Origin of the sequence: Hyalangium sp. (assembly GCF_035629615.1) — a bacterium.
Lineage (GTDB): Bacteria > Myxococcota > Myxococcia > Myxococcales > Myxococcaceae > Hyalangium.
On sequence record NZ_DASPHO010000071.1, the window covers coordinates 1 to 18,402 of the forward strand.

Genomic DNA, 18,402 nt, shown 5'->3' on the forward strand with positions numbered 1-18,402 from the left:
ATGAGCAGCGGCTTGCCGCTGCGGGCCACCTGCTCGAGGATGGGGATCATGTCCTGCATCGACGCGACCTTCTTCTCGCTGATGAGGATGTAGGGGTCTTCCTGGACGGCCTCCATGCGCTCGCGGTTCGTCACGAAGTACGGCGAGACGTAGCCGCGGTCGAACTGCATGCCCTCCACCACGGTGAGGTTGGTCTCCAGGCCCTTGGCCTCCTCGACGGTGATGACGCCCTCCTTGCCCACCTTCTCCATCGCGTCCGCGATGATGGTGCCGATGGTCTCATCCCCGTTGGCGGAGATGGTGCCCACCTGGGCAATGGCCTTCTTGTCCGAGGTAGGCTTGGAGAGCTTCTTCAGCTCCTGCACCACCACCTCGACGGCCTTGTCGATGCCGCGCTTGAGATCCATGGGGTTGTGGCCGGCGGCCACCAGCTTCAGGCCCTCCTCATAGATGGCCCGGGCGAGCACCGTGGCGGTGGTGGTGCCGTCACCCGCCTTGTCGGAAGTCTTGCTGGCGACCTCCTTCACCATCTGGGCGCCCATGTTCTCGAACCGGTTCTCGAGATCGATCTCCTTGGCGACGGTGACGCCGTCCTTGGTGATCGTGGGGGAGCCGAAGCTCTTCTCGATGACCACGTTGCGGCCCTTGGGCCCCAGCGTGACGGCCACCGCGTCGGATAGGATCCGGACGCCGCGGAGAATGGCCTCACGGGCGGACTGGTGGAAGAAAATCTCCTTCGCTGCCATGGTAACCTCCTGAAACTACTGGGAAATGGAAATTGGGGGCCGTTAGCACTCGACCCAGGCGAGCGCCAAAATAAGGGTCAGGCAGAGGATGTCAACACGGAAAGCCGCAGGTGTGGGCGGCAGGACGGCTGGAGTGCCTGCCCGGCTACTCGGCGAAGCGCACCAGGGTGAGCAGCTGGCCCATGTCCACCGGCTTCTCGAGCATCATCGCCACGCCCTTGCGCAGCCCCCTGTCCGTGGTGGCCACGTCCGGGGAGGCGGTGATCAAGAGCACGGGGATGGACGCGAAGCGCGGATCCGCCTTGAGCATCTCGGCGAAGCGGATGCCATCCACGTGGGGCATGAGGTAGTCGGTGATGATGAGCTCGACGGGCTGGCGCTCCATGACATCGAGCGCCTGCAGGGCATCCCCGGCCGAGTAGACCGTGTATCCATTCCTCTCCAGGAATTGGGAGAGGCTGGAGCAGAGGCTGAGGTCATCATCGACGACAAGGATGTTCACGAAAGCGCACCTGGCCCTGGGAGCCCAGGGAGGTTGCGAAGGTAACAACCACCCCCTGCGTTGACAACGCACTGTGGGACCTGGATATGAGGCCGCTCATGATGGGGAAGCGGGAGAAGCGCTCGGCGCCGGGGGATGTGGAGGAGCGGCTGGAGGCGATGGCCGGTGCATTCGAGTCAGAGGACTTCAAGGGAGTGCTGGAGCAGGCGGAGGCGCTCTTGAAGGAGGCGCCGGCGCAGCCCGAGGCGCTGCACTACCGCGCCGCAGCGCTGGTGGAGCTGGAGCAGTTCGAAGAGGCGGCCCAGGCCTGGCAGCAGGCGCTGAGGGTCAGCCCGGAGGACCTGGAGCTCATCCTGGGCGCGGCGGACTTCCTGCTCTGTCGGATGGGGGAGGATCGGGAGGCGGTGGAGGATGGGCTGACCCTGTGTGGGCGCGGCCGGACGCTGGCGGAGCGCACGGACAATGTGGAGATGGTGTACGAGTTCCTGCTCCTGGAGGGCATGGGGCTGAACCAGGTGGGCGAGTGCGAGCGGGCGCTGGAGAGCCTGGAGGCGGCGCTGGAGCACATGCCGCGCTCGGTGGATGCGCGGGTGGAGCGAGGCATCGCGCTGTTCGAGCTGTGCCGCTTCAAGGAGGCGCAGTCGGCCTTCGAGAAGGTGCTGAAGGACACGCCGGACGAGGCATGGGCGCACCACTACCTGGGGCTGCTGGCGGAGCGCAAAGGAGACCCGAAGGAGGCGAAGAAGCGCTTCGCCAAGGCGCAGGCGCTGATGCCGGAGGAGTTCCCGCCGCCGGTGTCATTGTCGGAGCAGGAGTTCGATCAGGCGCTGGAGGCGGCGGTGAAGGCGCTGCCCGAGCACGTGAAGGGCTACCTGGACAACGCGACGATCTCGGTGGAGGACATTCCGGCGGACGATGAGCTGATGGATCAGTCCCCTCCCCTGTCGCCGTGCATCCTGGGGGTGTTCCGGGGGACGCCGGTGGGGGAGCGGAGCGTGACGAACGCGTACGATCACTTCCCGGCGGCGATCGTGCTGTACCAGAAGAACCTGGAGCGCTTCGCGAAGACGCGAGAGGAGCTCATCGAGCAGATCGGGATCACCGTGATGCACGAGGTGGGGCACCTGGTGGGGCTCGACGAGGACGACCTGTGGGAGCGCGGGCTGGACTGAGCGGAGGAGGAACTCCGAGCCGAAGCAGGAGTCGGCCTGGGCTTCACGGCGGCTTCGAGGTGGGCTGGCGCTGGGGCGGAAACGAGGGCAAGTAGCAGGCCCCTTTCCAGTCGTACGCGTCATCCTTGCAGGGGGGCTTGGCGGCTCCGAGCAGGTACCAGCACCCGTCCCGAAGCTCCACCTCGCCAAACTTGTTGCAGGGCGGCGTGCGCTGGCCGGGCAGCGGCTTCTCGGGCAGAGGTCCTCCCAAGGCTTGAACCATTTCGGCCCTGAGCTGCGTCCCACTGGGAGCGCTCGCCGTGCGGTCGCCCAGGGCCACGATGCCACCATCGCGGGAATCCATCTCCGAGGCGGCCTGCCCCTCCTGCTGGGCCTGGTCAGGTCCCAACAGAGCCACCATGACGAGCAGCACTCCCAAGAAGGCCACCGCGCCTGCCGCTCCCCAAGCCGGCGCGAAGACTGGGGGCCGAGCCTGCTCGACGGCTGGCCTGGATCGATTCCTCTCCTCGGCCTCGCGCCGCTGGAACTCCTCCCTCGCAGCGGCATCCTGCTCAGCGGCGCGACGCACTCTCTCCAGAGAACGCGTGGAAGATCCGTACTCGTGCTCCCAACGGAACAGGAGCCTGCCCGCCTCAGGCCTGATGCCCTCCGCTGCCTTCTCCAGCGCCTGGGCCGCCTCTTGGGCACTGCCGTTGAAGCGCACATTCGGGGGAATGGCCAGCGCGCGAAGGATGAGGGAGTCCAGCTCCGGACCCAGGAGGGGGTTGAGAGCTCGCGGAGGCAGCGGCCCCGGCCCATCCTCGCACCATACCTCCCCGCCTCTCTCCTCGAGATCGGTAGGAGGCGGGTACTCATCCGTCACCAACCGGTATGCCATGACTCCCAGCGCGAACAGGTCGTCGCACGCGCTGGCCGGGTAGACGATGGTGGGGTGGCGCCGGAACGCCCGGAGAAAAGCCCACGCCTCGGGGCTGCGATAGGCAGGAGTGCTCGGGGGCAGCAACTTCGACGTGAGCGTGAGTGCTCCTCGGAAGTGCCCGGCGCCAAAATCCGTGAGGAAGGCCCGGCCATCCGCCGCGCGCACCAGCACATTGTCGCCTTTAACATCCCGGTGCACGCCGCCCGCCGCATGCGTAGCCTCGAGGGCTCGGGCCACCTGGGCCAACAGCCTGAGCACTTCGTGTTGAGTGGGGTTACGCCGCGCAGCCCACGCGTACAGCGGCTCGCCTTCAATCCACTCCATCACCAGAAATGGAAAGGCTCCCGAGGAATGCTCCCACACCCCCTGGTCATAGAGCTGTGGGACGTGGGGACTCTGGATGTGCGAGAGCAACCAGGCCTCTCGCTTGAAGCGCTCATCCCGGGGGTGGATGGCCAGCTTGAGCGCGAACGACCCGGCGGCCTCCTGGCCTTCCTTCTCTACACGGTAGAGCGTGCCATAGGAGCCACGCCCTCCCCAGCCCCGGATCCGCCACGGCCCCAGCAGCATCCCGATGGGCAGGGCGAGCGGATCCACTTCCAGCAAGGGCTCCTTCTTCCCCATGAGCGTTCTCCGGCGTGGGGTAGCCACTTCACCTCCTCAGCCTACCCTACCTCATGGGTTCCTAGAACGCTTCCTGCCCTGAAGGTCCACACCCTTTCTCAGGTACCCGCATCGACTGACGAGGGCACTCCCCCATCCCGCATCCATGATGGAGTTCGTGGCTCGACGCGTTCAGGTACACTCCCTCCATCTGTCCCACTCCCTCCGTCCCTCCACCCAGGAGGCAGGTGACGTGCGGTGTCATACCCGGGAGGTTTGAGGACGGTAGCGAGGCCCGGTTCATTGAAGAGTTTGCCAGGGCCAGCGTCCGGGTTCGTCGAGGCAGCAAGTGCTCCGGACTCATGGTCGAAGGCGCGCCGCAGGATGCGACCGTCCGCACTGATCGCGTACTTCACGCCAGAATCCAGCATCAGGAAAGGCTGCCCACAGCGGGCAAGATCCGCATGGATGGAGACAAAGACGATGTCTCCCTGCCGTACGACCTGGAACCCACGCGCTTCCAGCGTTTCCCAACAGAGCCGGGACCCGGTCCCAGATGGCATGAGATCATTGGCCGCAACCATCAGAGCGCGAAACATGACGCCATCGAGCGCGTAGGTCTTGTCGCGCTCTCCGACAATGATCGCGGGACTCCTGTAGAAATCCGGGAACACGACGGACGGGTCCTCGTGCACGGGCGGCGCGGAGGAGCTCTGACTCCGCACGCAGCTCACGAGGATCGCCAGTGCCACCAAGGGGATGCTTCTCATGAGGTCCCAGGTCCATGAAATTAGAGAGGCGCGGAGTGTGGCACGGAGCCAGAAGTACGCATGACTCTCACGGCCAGTATCATCACTCCCACCCAGTGCTCGTGCAGGTAGGCAACGCATCCTCACGTCGAGGCATCAGGGCATCTTCGCGCAGCGGGTAAGAATCCTTCGGGCGGAACTCCCTGGCGGACTCGCATGGCCCACAGCCGTCCTCCACCGAGAGCGGCGTTGACGACTTCTGGGAGACCGGGCAGTAGAGTCGAGCGTGGTAGGGCCTCCGGATCTGGTGGCCGGCCCGGTCTTCAAAACCGGTGAGGGGCCGTGAGAGCGGTCCCTGGTGAGTTCGATTCTCATGCCCTACCGCCACCTTTTCTCCTCTGAAATCGGGCGGTTGTGGCTGGCCGTCGGCGGGACTTGAAGCGTTCGGGCAAGTGCGCAGGCGTTCAGTGGTTACGTCCCTTTTACGTCACTTTTACGTCCCTATGGCGGCCCATCGCAGCGCTCGATCGTGACGTCGCCTCAATGCAGATGGCCACGTGACAAGACACTGGTGTCGCCAGTGCGGAAACGTTCAGCGCCGGCGTGCAGACCTTCTCTAGCGCGATGGCCACGAAGTGCACGCCGCTTTGCCGTGCAATGCGAGCGACTCCAGCGAACTACGTGTCCGGTCCGTACACAGCTGTGCGTGTCGGTCGAAAGTCGTATGCTAGCTTCAAAGGACAGCACCCAGCATGACCAGGTATTGGTGGGTTAACCACTCGCAGACTTTCCGCCAGGAGATCGAGGGAGGGTACCTCTGGTCGCCCAAGCAGGAGGCCCACGGAGCCCGGAGCCAGTTCTACGAGAACATGCGGCTGGCTCGTCCAGGAGACATGGTGCTCTCGTTCGCCGATGCGCACGTTCGCTTTATCGGGCGAGTCACTGACTATGCACTCAGTGTCCCGAAACCCTCGGAGTTTGGAAGCGTGGGGGCGAACTGGTCGGCCGAGGGCTGGCTCCTTCCAGTGACGTGGGTCCGCCTCAATCCGGCAGCCCGTCCCAAGGACTTCATGGACGTACTCGGGACGCTGCTGCCAACGAAGTACTCCCCCATCAACCCGGTCACTGGGAACGGCAACCAGAAGGCCTATCTCGCGGAGATCTCGCGAGCGGTCTTCGAATCGGTCACGAGCAGGGGCACGTTCGACCAGGAAGCGCTCCGAACAACCACCGGAAGGAACTCCGGCGACTTCGTCGAGCTTCTGGAGGTTACAGTTGAAGAGCGGTTGAAGCAGGACGTGTCGCTCGGAGAGACGGAGAGGACACAACTCCTCAAGGCCCGAAGGGGGCAAGGCCAATTCCGCGAGCGCCTCTGCCGCATCGAGCAGCGATGCCGGGTGACGGGCGTGTCGAATCTAGCGCTACTAGTCGCCAGCCACATAAAGCCATGGCGGGCCTGCACAACGGCACAGGAACGCCTCGACGGCTACAATGGCCTGCTGCTCACCCCACACGTCGACCTCCTATTCGACCGGGGGCTCCTCAGCTTCGGGGACGAGGGGCGAATCCTGCTGTGCCCTCGCCTGGAGCGAGACGACCTTGAGAGATTGGGCTTGGAAACACGCCTCCAGCACTCTGTGGGAACCTTCCTGCCCGAGCAACGGCGCTATCTGCGGTACCACCGGGAACACGTCTTCCTCGCCGAGTGACGTAGCGGGCGGGTGTTTCGTGCCGCATCAGGACGAGTTGCCGCCTAACGTGCCTGCCGCGCTCCGGTGTTCGTGGTGAGCCGTCACGTCGTTTCCCCGAGGCGGAGCACCACCTAGCTATTCGTGCGGACGCTCCGCTAAAGGCCGGGAGAACAGCTCCAGGAGTCGTTGAATCTTCTCCCGTTTGGAGCCTCCGATCTTCAGCTGGTGCTTCGCCAAGACGGCATCGAGCTGCTTGGAGTCAAGTTCCATCATCAGCGAAACCTCGCTGAATCGAGACTCCCAGAGTAGCTGGACGAGGTGCTCCTTCGAGCCAGTTATCCGCGGTGCGTCGATACCCGAGAGGATGTCCGACAGATCCTGGCCTCGGAACGAAGCGAAGAGTGCGTCGAATGCGGGCGCGGACAGCTGGCGTGGCTCGGGCGGCGGAGGCGGGGGTTCGGCAGGCTTAGGCCGAATGTCGTAGCCGAGAGCGAAGAAACGGACCAGGCGAGTAACGAGTTCGTCCTTGCTGCCTCCCACCCCGAGTCCGACATCCCGGCACACATCGCGAAGCGTCGCGAGCGGCACCGGTGTCAAGACCTCGATGGGCTGCACGTAGTTGTCCACGAGTCGCTGAACTTTTTCCTCCTTGGTACCGCTCGTCCGGAGGGCTGCCGCTTCGAGGGCCGCACTCACATCGGCTCCCGTCAGGCGCTCGAAAAGCCGCTTGCGAGCTGCGGCGCCGGCTTCGAGGCCCAGCACCTGCCGAGCGATCGCGACGAGGTCTTCCGGGAAACGGAGTTGGCCGTGCGCGCTATGAACTAGCCCACTCGAACGCAGCCCGTTGAGGGCTCCGAGGAAGGCGTGGTCCGCGTTCCAGAAATGGTGGAAGTCCTCGTGGTGCTCGATGAGGAAATGCTCGACCTGACGAATCTTCAGCTCGCGACGAAGCACCCCCAGGAGCGCGGCTTCGGATGCATCGAGTTCGAGTTCGTTCCGCCGCGCCTCGAGCAGTACGTGTCGGTAGACGACAAGCCCATTATCCCGTCCCAGGATTTGCCCCTTGGTCACCCGCTGCGCCAAGTCGAGGGTCTCAGCGATGACGCTCTCCTTGAGGCCGTCGAGTGGGAGAGAGTAACCCTCCGCATCGAGCAGCCGCTCGAGCATCCGGAATGATGGGGGCTGGAGATTGTAGATGGTTTCTCGGACGTACTTCGGGCTGCGCAGCACGTTCTCCAGGTTGAGGCACACAGTCGCACGATTCTCCGCCTCACCCGCTTCAAGATGGTGATGGGCGAGCCTATCGAGCGTCTCTTGATCCAAACCTGCGAGGAGCTCTACGAGCCGCATGGAGTCATTCTCACATGATTTCCGCGAGTGCCGTGAGACCAAAGCGCCCAAGTGCCGAGGTCAACGCGTCACCCTCCAGTTGCGGAGTACCGTGCAGGTGAACGACATACCGGACCGACGACACTCCGGGATCGACCGCATGGATGCGCGGAACCGTGGCGAGGGCGAAGGCCATCGGAGGAATCAACAACCGGTACCGAGTCGAGGCTGCGTCCAGAGTCGCAAGCGATAGGCTGTGTCGCGCGAGCGCTTCGAGCAGCGGTGTCGCATCGGAGAGGCGGGCAAAGAGCGACCTCACGAGATCAGCCACGCTCTGCCCCGTGGCGCTGCGGTCTGCCGCGAGTGAGAGGAGGATGCCAGAACCGTCTTGGGGAGCCACCTGGGTGAGCGACACATGGTGCACACCAGGGTGGCGCGAAGCCTTCACCTCCAACCGTGCCTCTTCGACGAAGAAGTCGTACGTCCCGCCATCGCTCCCCCGCCAGCCGCGCACGAGGACGTCCGGGTCAGCGCTCTGATTGATGGTCCACAACTCGCCCCACAAGCCGAGTTCCTCCGCCTCCGAAAGACGAGCGGCAGGCGCGAAGAGGCTACTCCAGCGCTGGAGCAGCGAAACAACCATCGCCGCCGTCGGTGCCGGAGTGGAAACGAGCGCGTTGCCCAATTCGACTCCCAGCGGAGCGAAGACGTCCAAGAGGTGTTCGTCCACGCAGGCGACGGCAATGGCGCTCGCGGAAAACTGTGTGCCGCCCACGTCGAAATCCACAGCGGGATATCCATGCACCCGGAGCGCACGGGTAGAGAAGCCTGTCGTGGCATGGCCATGCACCCCCGTAACAAGGAGCGTGGGATCACGCTTCGGGCTGAGCGCCACAAGCAGCTTGGCGTGTCCGGCCACGAGCTCACCGACGACTTGGTATGTCTTCTCGTCCGGGTTCGGCGCAGCCGCGGCGGCGTCCGCAAGTAGACGGCGCAAGTCGGAGGCAGCCCATTTCATTCGACGGGTCCGGCGCCGGCGCTTGCGTCGTTGAAGACGTGCGTGGGCAGATCGGCTCGCATGGGTAGGACGAGTTCCGGGAAGATGTACGGGAAGTCGATGTTGACTTCGACCGTTTGCCCGATTCGCTTCAGCTGCCCCGAATCGTCCTTGAAGATGCAGAGGACGGGACGCCCGGCAGCGCGCAGTTCCTGGAGCTCCGCCCCCCCGACCATGCCTTCGGTCAAACTCGTGCGCTTTGCGGTACGTGCGTACAGATAACCTTGGTTCCCGAAGAGAGCCGAGGAGCTTTGCAGGACACTCTTGATGGCCTCAGGGTCCCACTGCCCCGTGCCCAGATTGTCGTACGGGAGGTAGCCCAGCGCCTCGATGATCTCCGCGAGCGACACGGGGTGGAGCGCGTCCCGCTTGATCGGTCCGAACTTCCCACCCGGGAACAGCTTCTCGACCTTGTCGAGGGCCTTCTTGTGCTCCGCGGCAGCCGACTTCGGCTGGAAGAGAGGCGCCGCTGGGTAGAGGTGCTCGCCCGGCATGTAGGCCACGACGTGTGACGTATCGAGCACGCTGGTGCGCGTTGCCCGCAGTTTGCGCGCGACTTGTACCGGCACTCGAGCCGGGGAGCCGTTTGTCCCGAGAAGGTTGCGCAGCCGGTGCTCGGCCGTGCAGATCTGGTGGAAGCGCAGGGCCTGGATCTCGGGGATGTACACGCGGAGGAAAGGCTTGGCCGACTCCCGGTAGCCGAACATACGCGCGTGCTGAAGCATCGTGTCCATCTGAGCGATCTTCGCGGAGCGCAAGTAGTAGGTGACGAGCAGATTGTCGATCGTCAGGCCGCGGCCCAGGATGTTCCCGCCGACGATGAAGTTCAGCTTCGGCCCGAAATTGGCGTCGTCCTGCTCCGAGTTGACGACCTTCACCTCACGATTGCGCAGGCGCTGCCGCACGTACTCCTCGACGGTTTCCAGCGGAGGCAGGGAGGTGACGCTGCGCGACAGCTCCTTGAGCCCACGCTGCAAGCCGATGCGGGCGGTCGTGCGGTCGCCCTTGAGCGACTCGTAGACCTCCATGAGCAGCTCGCGTACACGCTTCGCCGCCACCTCGTGGTCGTCTTTCTTGACGCTCGTGTGACAGAGGTAACTCTGCGGGCCGAGCTTCGACTTTGGGTCGGCGAGTCCCTGCGCAGCAGCTGCGACCAGGAAGTAGTACAGGGAGTTGCGCAGGCCATCGGGCGTCTCGCCCCCGGTGAGACTGTCGCCCTCGTCAGCGGCGATATAGACCAACGGGGCCGCACCTTCATCGATCACGTTCTTGGGGAAGAAGAACTCCCCACCCGTGTACCCTTGCCCCGGCTCAAGCACCTCGGTGAATAGGGGCCGAAGCGGGCTGTCCGTGTTCTGGAGGAGCAGGGCATACGGCGTCGCGGTCACTTGGAGGTACAGGTGGTGGCGAAGCGTCTGCCGGATCGAGAAGCCCTCCTCCCCTTCGCGGTCGTTGACGTTCGTTTTCGAGAAGATCGCGCTCGGGACCGCACTGGGAGCAGGAGCCTTGCCCTTTGCGCGCGCACGTGCCCGGGCAGCAACACTCGTGTCGAGCGACGCCTGATCGGCCTCGTCGTCGAGGATCAAGGCTGGATGCTCCGAAGCCCCGACCGTCTGTAGGAAATCGACGAACGTCGAGAGGTGCGAGGTGTTCTTCGCCGTAATCAGGACAAGACCGGCCTCTGAGAGCGACGCACGCACGTGGTCGACGTCCGAGATCCACGACCCGATGTCCGTCGACTCTTTCACAACGACGCCCTGGAGCACGCCGAAGCGGTCCGCGGTCTGCTTCACCAAGCTGACGTTGTCCGAGGTGAGGACGACGATGACTTTGAAGCCGTTGTCGATGGCCATCGCAGCGGTGGTGATCATCGCCAGCGTCTTGCCGCTCTGGACTCGACCATAGAGCAGTCCCGTCGGGCAACCGTCCTTGAACGGAGCCTGCTCCGTCGCGAGCCCCGTGCCGCTCGGGCCGACCTCTCCGGATGCAACGTTCGCCTCGTAGTGCCGCAGGATCGATGTCATGAGCCGCATCACCTGCTCCTTGACGCGCTCAAGGGTCGCCAGAGGCATGGGTAGCGACTTGCCAATTCCCGCCGCGAGTGCGCTCAGGGTGTCCGACAGCACGGGACCGTCGATACGTGGCACGAGCGTTGGCGCTCCTGACCCGACCTTGGCAGTACCGATCTCTCCACTCACCGTGCACCCTCCTCAGGTATGGCGGAACGAGCCGTGTTGGCCGGCCCCCCGCCGGGAAGTCACTATCCTATGCGGGCATGGAGGAACTCCCCCCCGCATTTGAGCCTGGCCCGCAGGTATCTTACCTGCTCTGGGATCGGCAAGCCTTGAGGCCCATCCGTCCCGAGCAGAATATTTTTGGGGCGACCATCCCACCACTTCGTGTCAGGCCGCTTCTCCGGTCTGGCTCCGCAGGCGATTCAGGCGGCCGTTGGGCTCGTTGCGAGTTGCTGAATTCAGCTCCGTGGCAGAGAACTTCCAGCGAGAGCTGAACGAGCAGCGGCGTGAGTTACGGGCGCTCGGCAGGCATTGCACGAGGCGATGACGAGCATCACAGCCCGGCAGGACTCGCTGGAGGCGCTTATCCGCGGTACGCCCCGAGAGGAGCGCGTTTCCAGTGGCAAGGGTGAGCCTTCCTCCTCCCCTGCCCCGCACCAGGCGACGGCCAACAACGCCGCGCCCGGCGGCAAGTACCAGGGAAACGCCCACGAGGCCAGACTCGCGCCTACCTTGGGCCGTGCTGCTGTAGGGGAGCTTCGCGCTGCACGTCTTCGCCTACTCCCTGTAGCGGTGCCATCATCGGAGAGTCCCCTCCCACGATCTAACCCTCATCCCTGGCTATAAGCTCCTGGCGGAACTCCTCCGCTGACGCTCGGATGGCTGCGACGGGTAACGAGCTGACACTACCTGTCGAGCTCACCTGAGCGTCGCTACACCGCAGAGCCCCTACCCCACTCAACCCTGCGCCCGCTGGTGCGCATCACGCGCGCCGAGCGGGCTCCACGCCCTTCATGCGCGCACGCATGGACGACACGTGAAGAAGATCATCACCGCAGTCCGGAACTGCCGCCTGTTCCGGCCAATGACGTTCGAGGAGGCGAAGTGCCTCTGCCGAATCCTCAGCAAGCCCATCGTCTGCGAGAACACGAGCATCCTGAAGACGCCCCTAGACCACGACGATCACCGCGGAGTTGCACGGCACTTGGTCTGGATGGCCAAGCGCACGAGGAGGCTCCGCCTGAGCCGAGCCCGTCTGCTGCTGCACTTCCGCCTACTGGTGGGCAGCTCACAGGAGCGGGGGGACATCATCGCAGGCTGCTTCGATGCGAACTTCGAACTGATGCTCAAGCTCCACCAGGACGATGGGCCACCGCCTGGAACGAAGAGTCCGCCTGACCAGTGCGACAGCGTCCGAAACGCGCGGGCGCCGGTGGGTATCAGCATCTGAACCCGGGAATTCCCTCTCGGATCCCACCAGAAGTCCTGCATGGCCGTTTTCCCCATCATCACCAACAACCTCGGCAAGATCGCCGCCACCGCGGCGGCAGCCACCTTGAGCGCGGTGGGCTACGCAAACCGCCGTACACGCACTGACGCCGAATTCACCCACGAGCCATCCACGAGCAACAGCCTGGACCTCGCTGGAGGCGGGCACGCCAGACTAGGCTCTTCACCGAGAGAGCAGCCACGTAAGGGGCAACCGCGTGCATCAGTTAGGCAACGCCGGGGGCGCCGTATTATCCTTCCCTACGTGACACGTCCTGAAGAAACCATACAACCCCCGGCAGAGGTCTCGCGGCGGATGAAGACCGTGCGGCATCGAGACACGAAGCCGGAAATTGCGGTTCGGCGTCTCCTGTGGAGAGCAGGAGCGCGGTTCCGGACCTGTCCCCGCGACTTGCCGGGAAGACCCGACATCGCCAATAAGGGCGCGCGCTGGGCGGTATTCGTTCACGGCTGCTTCTGGCATGGCCATCGCGGTTGCAAGCTGGCGACCGTCCCGAAGAGCAACCGCGCTTTCTGGCAGGAGAAGTTGGCCTCCAACCGTCAGCGTGATGCACGCAAGGCGCTTGCACTTCGGCGCCTCGGTTTCCGGGTTTTTGTGGTATGGCAGTGTGAGCTGCGGAACCCGGATACCCTCGTCCGTCGTTTTTCCAATGAGGGTGTAACGAAGTAATGAGCCACGACTTGGACGAGATCAACGACGGCGACCTGGCATTCTTGTGCCGCAAGAATCGTCCGGAGGACCCTGACGGCTCTGAATGCTTGCGACTGGTCGATCTCTTCGCAGGCTCGGGAGGCCTGACCTTGGGGGTCATGGAGGCGTGCCGTGCAGTGGGAGTGGGTCTTGAGGTCCTCCTAGCCATGGAGTTGGAGGAAAAAGTTCGTAAGGTGTACGACCTGAACTTCAAGTCGGCAGTGGAGCGCGATCGAGACGATGTACGTTCCCGGTTCAACCGGGCTCCCGGACGGAAGCTATCCTCCGCCGAGCTCAAGACCCAAAAAGAAGTTGGGAAGGTAGACATCCTCGTGGGAGGTCCCCCATGCCAAGGGCACTCGGATCTCAACAACCATACCCGCCGGAACGACGAGAAAAACGAACTTTACATGGTGATGGTCCGAGCGGTGGAGATTCTCAGGCCCTCTTATGTCCTCATCGAGAACGTCCAGGGCATCCGTCGCGACCACAGCGCGGTCCTTGAGCGCGCGACCAAGTATCTGAAAGAAAAGCTGCACTACTCGGTGGACCACCAATTGGTGCGCATGATCGACATCGGGGTACCCCAAAAGCGCGTTCGGCACATCCTCGTCGCAGCCCGAGATATCGACGTCACAGGGGTGCTCAAGTTCCCTCCGCTCGATAAGCCTCGCACCCTGGAGTGGGCTATCGGAGACCTTCAAGGAATTATACTTCCATCAGTCCTCGACGTCGCTGCTCGGCTAACGCCCGAGAATAAGAAGAGAGCGAAGTACCTTCTCACGAAGAATAAGTACGACTTGCCAAACAGGCTTCGCCCTCCTTGCCATAAAAACAATCCCTCTCACCGCTACACGGCAATGTATGGGCGACTGAAGTGGGACGAGCCCGCGCACACCATCACCACCGGATTCGGCAGCCCTGGCCAGGGGCGTTATCTGCACCCCAGACAACTCCGGACACTGACCCCACATGAAGCGGCGCGGGTGCAATTCTTCCCGGACTGGTTCAAATTTGGCGAATCCCCCGGGCGTGGATTACTTGCTCACTGCATCGGCAATGCAGTGCCTCCGAAGCTGGCCTTCTCCGTACTCGTCCAACTCCTGCGCAAAGACGCAACCATTACCGCGACGCTGAAAGCCCAAGGGGAAGCGGCCTAAGACTCGCAGAGTCCTGAGTAGAACTGGAGTAATACCGTCTCCTCAGGGCATAGACCGAAGCCCAAGAACCAAGAAAGATGCCAGGCTAGCGGGGACGTCCCTCCCCGATGGATTGGCGTGCAGCAACGTGTCCCCGCCGGAAGGCGCAGCGGGTCACCAACTGCTGCTCACCCTTGCGGCGCCCCCGGCTTCTTCTTCGGTGTCATGGGAAACGCTTCAGCGCGAGCTGCCCGACGTGAGTGTCTTTCGGGAATCCTTGCAGAAGACTCGCGATGTCAATCGCGTCCTACGCTGGGCCTGCTTCGAACTCTCGAACCGCCAGGCCTAACTCCTGGCCCCGGATCCCCTTACTCCGAAGGGAACCTCGACCGAGCCACAGAGCCTTCTGTGGCTGGAGAAGCTTGAGTGGCGCATGGATGATCGCATCTGGGATCTGTGACTCTTCCAGACGCCTCCTGGGGCTCCTAAAGCCAGTTGCACGCCTGCCACGAAATTGCGTACGCACCAAACCCCATCAGGGTCGGAGGAGTGTTCTCTCTACTCCGTTCGTCAGGGTAAATCCGTGTTGGCTTTGTCTCCCCCGGGCAGGCGAAGCCGGAGGGAGAAGACGTAGGACACGTCGAGCGGCTTGCCGTCACACAGGAGCGGCGTGTAGCGGCTGCCATGCAAGACGTCGAGGACCTCCTGCTCCATGGAAGGCAGGGCCTTGATGACGCGGCAGTCCTTCACGACGCCCTGACTCGTGAGGGTGCAGCGCGCGATACCAAGGCCGCTCACGCCAGCCTCCAGGGCCTCTGGGGTGAACTTCGGCTCCCTGCCACTGCGCTTCTTCGGGAGGGTCAAGGTCCCAGTCTCGCAGAAGGGATACCCCACAGGAGCCGATGGGTCGGACGCGGGAAATCGCGGAGGCTTGCCCCTCTGAACCGTGCCCAGGACGCACGTGCCCAGATATGGCTCCTTGGAAGATGCGGAGTCGGTCGGCTCACACTGGGCCACTGGCGCCTGGGAGGAAGTGCCCCCATCCTCCCCAGCGGCATGCCCCCTGGGGCCCACCAGCAGCAACCCCGACAGGACAAGCGCGGCGAGTACGGATGAACGCTTAGAGGGCGTAGGCTCGTTCACGGTGGGCACTTGTAGCACCCCTGAAGCGCCCCGGCTTCCAGAACACTCTCCGACCGTTGAGCGGTGGAGCAAGGCAGCCTGAGGAAGAACGGCTTGGACGGGGCGCCCTCCGTTCGTTAGCTTCAACCGAAGTCCCCCTTCATGACCCGCCTCTACCTCGTCCGCCACGGCCAGGCCTCCTTCGGCGCCGGCCCCTATGATCGACTCTCCCCTCTCGGGGAACGCCAGTCGCTCCTGCTCGGCCAGCACCTCCAGCGCATCGGCCTCCGCGCCGACGCCTGGCTCAGCGGGACCCTGGACCGTCAGCGCTCCACCCTCGCGGGGATGCTCCAGGGACTGGAGGCCCCCCCCTCCACAGAGGCCCTCGCTTCCTTCAACGAGTACGATCACGAGGCCATCCTCAGCGCCTACCTGCCCCGCGTCATGAAGGAGATGGGGTTCGCTCCCGATCAGCTCAACGTCCTCTTCACGGACAACCGCCAGTTCCAGGCCGCCTTCGTCCGCGTCATGCGGCACTGGATGGACGGCGCGCCCCATGAGCGTGCCCCCTTCGAGACGTGGGAGGCCTTCCAGGCGCGCCTCGGCGAGAGCCTGGAGCAGCTGACCCGCTCCCACCACGAGCGCATCGTCGTCGTCACCTCCGGAGGCCCCATCGCGCTCGCCGTCCAGGTCGCGCTGGGCCTCACGCCCGAGAAGACCTTCGCCCTCAACTGGGCCATCTACAACGCTTCCCTCACCGAGCTGCGCGCCCGCCGTGGCACACTCATGCTGTCCAGCTTCAACACGGTGGCCCACCTGGAGCTCGCCGGCGACCCCAGCCTGCTCACCTACCGCTGAGAGATCCCATGCACCCTTCCCTCTCTCCCACCACCCGCGAGCTGCTCACACGGCTCCGCCAGTTCGTGGACCGTGAGCTCCTCCCCCTCGAGCCCCTCTTCCTCAGCGCCGACTGGGCCCGGCTCGAGCCCGTCCTCGCCGAGAAGCGCCGCGCCGCCAAGGACCTGGGCTTCTGGGCTCCCAACCTCCCCAAGGAGGTGGGCGGCCTGGGGCTGTCCCTCGTGGAGCTCGGCCTCTTCTCCGAGGTCGCCGGCCGCACCCCCACGGGCCACTACGTGTTCGGCTGCCAGGCGCCCGACGCCGGCAACGCGGAGCTGCTCCTGCTGCACGGCACCCCCGAGCAGAAAGAGCGCTGGCTCCAGCCCCTGGCCCGCGGCGACATCCGCAGCTGCTTCGCGATGACGGAGCCGGAGAACCCCGGCTCCAACCCCACCACCCTCACCGCCATGGCCGTGCGCGACGGTGATGACTACGTGCTCAACGGCCATAAGTGGTTCACCTCGGCGGCCGACGGCGCGAGCTTCGCCATTGCCATGGTCGTCACTTCGCCCCAGGCACAGCGCCACCAGCGCGCCTCCATGGTCATCGTCGAGACGGACCGGCCCGGCTTCCAGCTCGTGCGCAACATCCCCGTCATGGGCCACTCGGGCGGCGGCTACTACTCGCACGCGGAGGTGCGCTTCACGAACTGCCGCGTCCCCGTCACCCACCTGCTAGGCGCCGAGGGCCAAGGCTTCGTCCTCGCACAGGATCGGCTCGGCCCCGGCCGCATCCACCACTGCATGCGCTGGCTCGGCATCTCCCAGCGCGCACTCGACGAGCTCATCCACCGAGCCCTCACCCGCCAGATCGCCGAGGGCCAGCGGCTGGCCGATCAGCAGATCGTCCAGGTGTGGATCGCCGAGTCCGCCGCGGAGATCCAGGCCGCGCGCGCCCTGGTGCTGCAGACCGCCGCGCTCGCCGAGCACGAGGGCTTCAAGGCCGCGCGCGATCAGATCTCCATGATCAAGTACGTCACCGCGCAGGCCATGGAGCGCGTGCTGGATCGCGCCATCCAGGTCCACGGCGCGCTGGGCGTCACCGATGACACGATCCTCGCGTTCCTCTACCGGCACGAGCGGGCGGCGCGCATCTACGATGGCCCGGACGAGGTCCACAAGCTGTCCGTGGCTCGGAGCCTCCTGAAGCAGCACGCACGGCACACCCGCGAGGAGACCCACCCTCCCCGCCAAGGGGAGGCGCTGGATGCGAACAAGCTGCAGGAGTGGCTGGTGCGCCAGAACCCCGCCTTCCTCGGCCCGCTGCAGATCACCCAGTTCTCCGGAGGCGCCTCCAACCTCACCTACCTGCTGCGCCAGGGCGACCGGGAGTGGGTGCTGCGCCGGCCGCCCTTCGGGACGAAGGCGAAGACGGCCCATGACATGGGGCGGGAGTACCGGGTGCTCTCCGTGCTGAACCGCGTGTTCCCCTACAGCCCCAAGCCCCTGGCCTACTGCGAGGATGAGGGCGTCATCGGCAGCCCCTTCTACGTGATGGAGCGGCTCCACGGCACCATCCTCCGCAAGGAGCTCCCCTCAGGCCTCACCCTGAGCCCGGAGGATGCGCGAAAGCTCTGCGAGCACCTGGTGGATGTGCAGCTGGCCCTTCACAAGGTGGACATCCAGGCCGCGGGGCTGACGGACTTCGGCAAGCCCGAGGGCTACGTGCGCCGCCAGGTGGAGGGCTGGAGTGAGCGCTACCGCAAGGCGCGCACCGATGACGTCCCGGACGGCGAGCCGCTCATGAAGTGGCTCGCCGATCACCTCCCCCCCGAGAGCGGCCGCGCCGCGCTCATCCACAACGACTACAAGTTCGACAACGTCGTCCTGGACCCGAAGGACCCGCTGAAGATCATCGGCGTGCTCGACTGGGAGATGGCCACCCTGGGCGATCCGCTCATGGATCTAGGCTGCTCGCTGGCGTACTGGATCCAGGCGGATGATCCGGAGGAACTCCAGATGGTCCGCATGCTCCCCACGCACCTGCCGGGCATGATGACCCGCCGCGAGCTCGTGGAGGACTACGCGCGCAAGTCCGGCCTGGCCATCAACGACTTCCTCTTCTATTACGTGTTCGGCCTGTTCCGCCTGGCCGTCATCGCGCAGCAGATCTACTACCGCTACGCGAAGGGGCAGACGACAAACCCGCGCTTCGCCCAGTTCGGCATGGTCGTCGGCCTGCTGAACTACCGCGCCGAGCAGGTCATCCAGAGCGGGACGTTCTGAGCCACCCTCCCGCTCTGCGCTCAGCGCCGTGTCGAA

General features: G+C 64.7%; 14 protein-coding genes and 1 tRNA gene. 8 read left to right on the plus strand and 7 right to left on the minus strand.

What is annotated here, in order from left to right; translation table 11 throughout:
- Nucleotides 1–746: chaperonin GroEL (gene groEL / locus VD972_RS03085; protein WP_324980473.1), on the minus strand; the 746-nt coding region annotated here is incomplete at its 3' end.
- A gap of 145 nt (nt 747–891) precedes the next feature.
- The gene (locus VD972_RS03090; protein WP_324980476.1) at nt 892–1,248 is read right to left on the minus strand and encodes a response regulator; all 357 of its coding nucleotides are present in this window, start codon (nt 1,246–1,248) and stop codon (nt 892–894) included.
- A gap of 98 nt (nt 1,249–1,346) precedes the next feature.
- Here VD972_RS03090 and VD972_RS03095 point away from each other — a divergent pair, with 98 nt between their 5' ends.
- Nucleotides 1,347–2,420 carry a metallopeptidase family protein gene (locus VD972_RS03095; protein ID WP_414653976.1) on the plus strand — a complete coding sequence of 358 codons (1,074 nt, stop codon included), beginning with the start codon at nt 1,347–1,349 and terminating at the stop codon, nt 2,418–2,420.
- A 43-nt stretch (nt 2,421–2,463) separates the two neighbouring features.
- On the opposite strand, the gene VD972_RS03100 is transcribed toward VD972_RS03095, so the two are convergent.
- The gene (locus tag VD972_RS03100; protein ID WP_324980479.1) at nt 2,464–3,963 is read right to left on the minus strand and encodes a serine/threonine-protein kinase; all 1,500 of its coding nucleotides are present in this window, start codon (nt 3,961–3,963) and stop codon (nt 2,464–2,466) included.
- A gap of 1,016 nt (nt 3,964–4,979) precedes the next feature.
- Between VD972_RS03100 and VD972_RS03105 the strand changes: the two genes are divergently transcribed.
- Both VD972_RS03105 and VD972_RS03110 read left to right on the plus strand, forming a co-directional pair.
- Nucleotides 4,980–5,078: transfer RNA gene (locus VD972_RS03105), tRNA-Sec, on the plus strand.
- Nucleotides 5,079–5,584: 506 nt separating this feature from the next.
- Entirely contained in the window at nt 5,585–6,400 is an 816-nt protein-coding gene (locus tag VD972_RS03110; protein WP_324980481.1) for an HNH endonuclease, read from the plus strand.
- A gap of 117 nt (nt 6,401–6,517) precedes the next feature.
- On the opposite strand, the gene VD972_RS03115 is transcribed toward VD972_RS03110, so the two are convergent.
- Genes VD972_RS03115 through VD972_RS03125 form a run of 3 tightly spaced genes read right to left on the minus strand, consistent with a single transcriptional unit; the run spans nt 6,518 to nt 10,915 of the window.
- Nucleotides 6,518–7,732, minus strand: a complete 1,215-nt coding sequence (locus VD972_RS03115) for an SAP domain-containing protein (RefSeq protein ID WP_324980483.1) — start codon at nt 7,730–7,732, stop codon at nt 6,518–6,520.
- Nucleotides 7,733–7,742: 10 nt separating this feature from the next.
- On the minus strand, nt 7,743–8,729 hold the full coding sequence (locus VD972_RS03120) for a PD-(D/E)XK motif protein (RefSeq protein WP_324980485.1): 987 nt from the start codon (nt 8,727–8,729) through the stop codon (nt 7,743–7,745).
- Complete coding sequence (locus VD972_RS03125; RefSeq protein ID WP_324980488.1) at nt 8,726–10,915, minus strand: Z1 domain-containing protein; 2,190 nt, start codon at nt 10,913–10,915, stop codon at nt 8,726–8,728. The genes VD972_RS03120 and VD972_RS03125 overlap by 4 nt, the downstream gene beginning before the upstream one ends.
- A gap of 904 nt (nt 10,916–11,819) precedes the next feature.
- On the opposite strand from VD972_RS03125, the gene VD972_RS03130 reads away from it, so the two are divergent.
- The 3 genes from VD972_RS03130 to VD972_RS03135 are packed head-to-tail and all read left to right on the plus strand — an operon-like array spanning nt 11,820 to nt 14,143.
- Nucleotides 11,820–12,233, plus strand: a complete 414-nt coding sequence (locus VD972_RS03130; protein WP_324980491.1) for a hypothetical protein — start codon at nt 11,820–11,822, stop codon at nt 12,231–12,233.
- A 39-nt stretch (nt 12,234–12,272) separates the two neighbouring features.
- Nucleotides 12,273–12,962, plus strand: coding sequence for a very short patch repair endonuclease (locus VD972_RS45400; RefSeq protein ID WP_414653977.1), 690 nt, complete (start codon nt 12,273–12,275; stop codon nt 12,960–12,962).
- Between the two features lie 11 nt (nt 12,963–12,973).
- The gene (locus VD972_RS03135) at nt 12,974–14,143 is read left to right on the plus strand and encodes a DNA cytosine methyltransferase (protein WP_324980494.1); all 1,170 of its coding nucleotides are present in this window, start codon (nt 12,974–12,976) and stop codon (nt 14,141–14,143) included.
- Nucleotides 14,144–14,692: 549 nt separating this feature from the next.
- On the opposite strand, the gene VD972_RS03140 is transcribed toward VD972_RS03135, so the two are convergent.
- A complete protein-coding gene (locus VD972_RS03140; RefSeq protein ID WP_324980495.1) occupies nt 14,693–15,514 on the minus strand; it encodes an energy transducer TonB in 822 nt (273 codons plus the stop codon).
- Between VD972_RS03140 and VD972_RS03145 the strand changes: the two genes are divergently transcribed.
- The gene (locus tag VD972_RS03145; protein ID WP_324980498.1) at nt 15,407–16,102 is read left to right on the plus strand and encodes a histidine phosphatase family protein; all 696 of its coding nucleotides are present in this window, start codon (nt 15,407–15,409) and stop codon (nt 16,100–16,102) included. The genes VD972_RS03140 and VD972_RS03145 overlap by 108 nt on opposite strands.
- A gap of 8 nt (nt 16,103–16,110) precedes the next feature.
- Nucleotides 16,111–18,366, plus strand: a complete 2,256-nt coding sequence (locus VD972_RS03150; RefSeq protein WP_324980501.1) for a phosphotransferase — start codon at nt 16,111–16,113, stop codon at nt 18,364–18,366.
- Nucleotides 18,367–18,402: the final 36 nt, after the last annotated feature.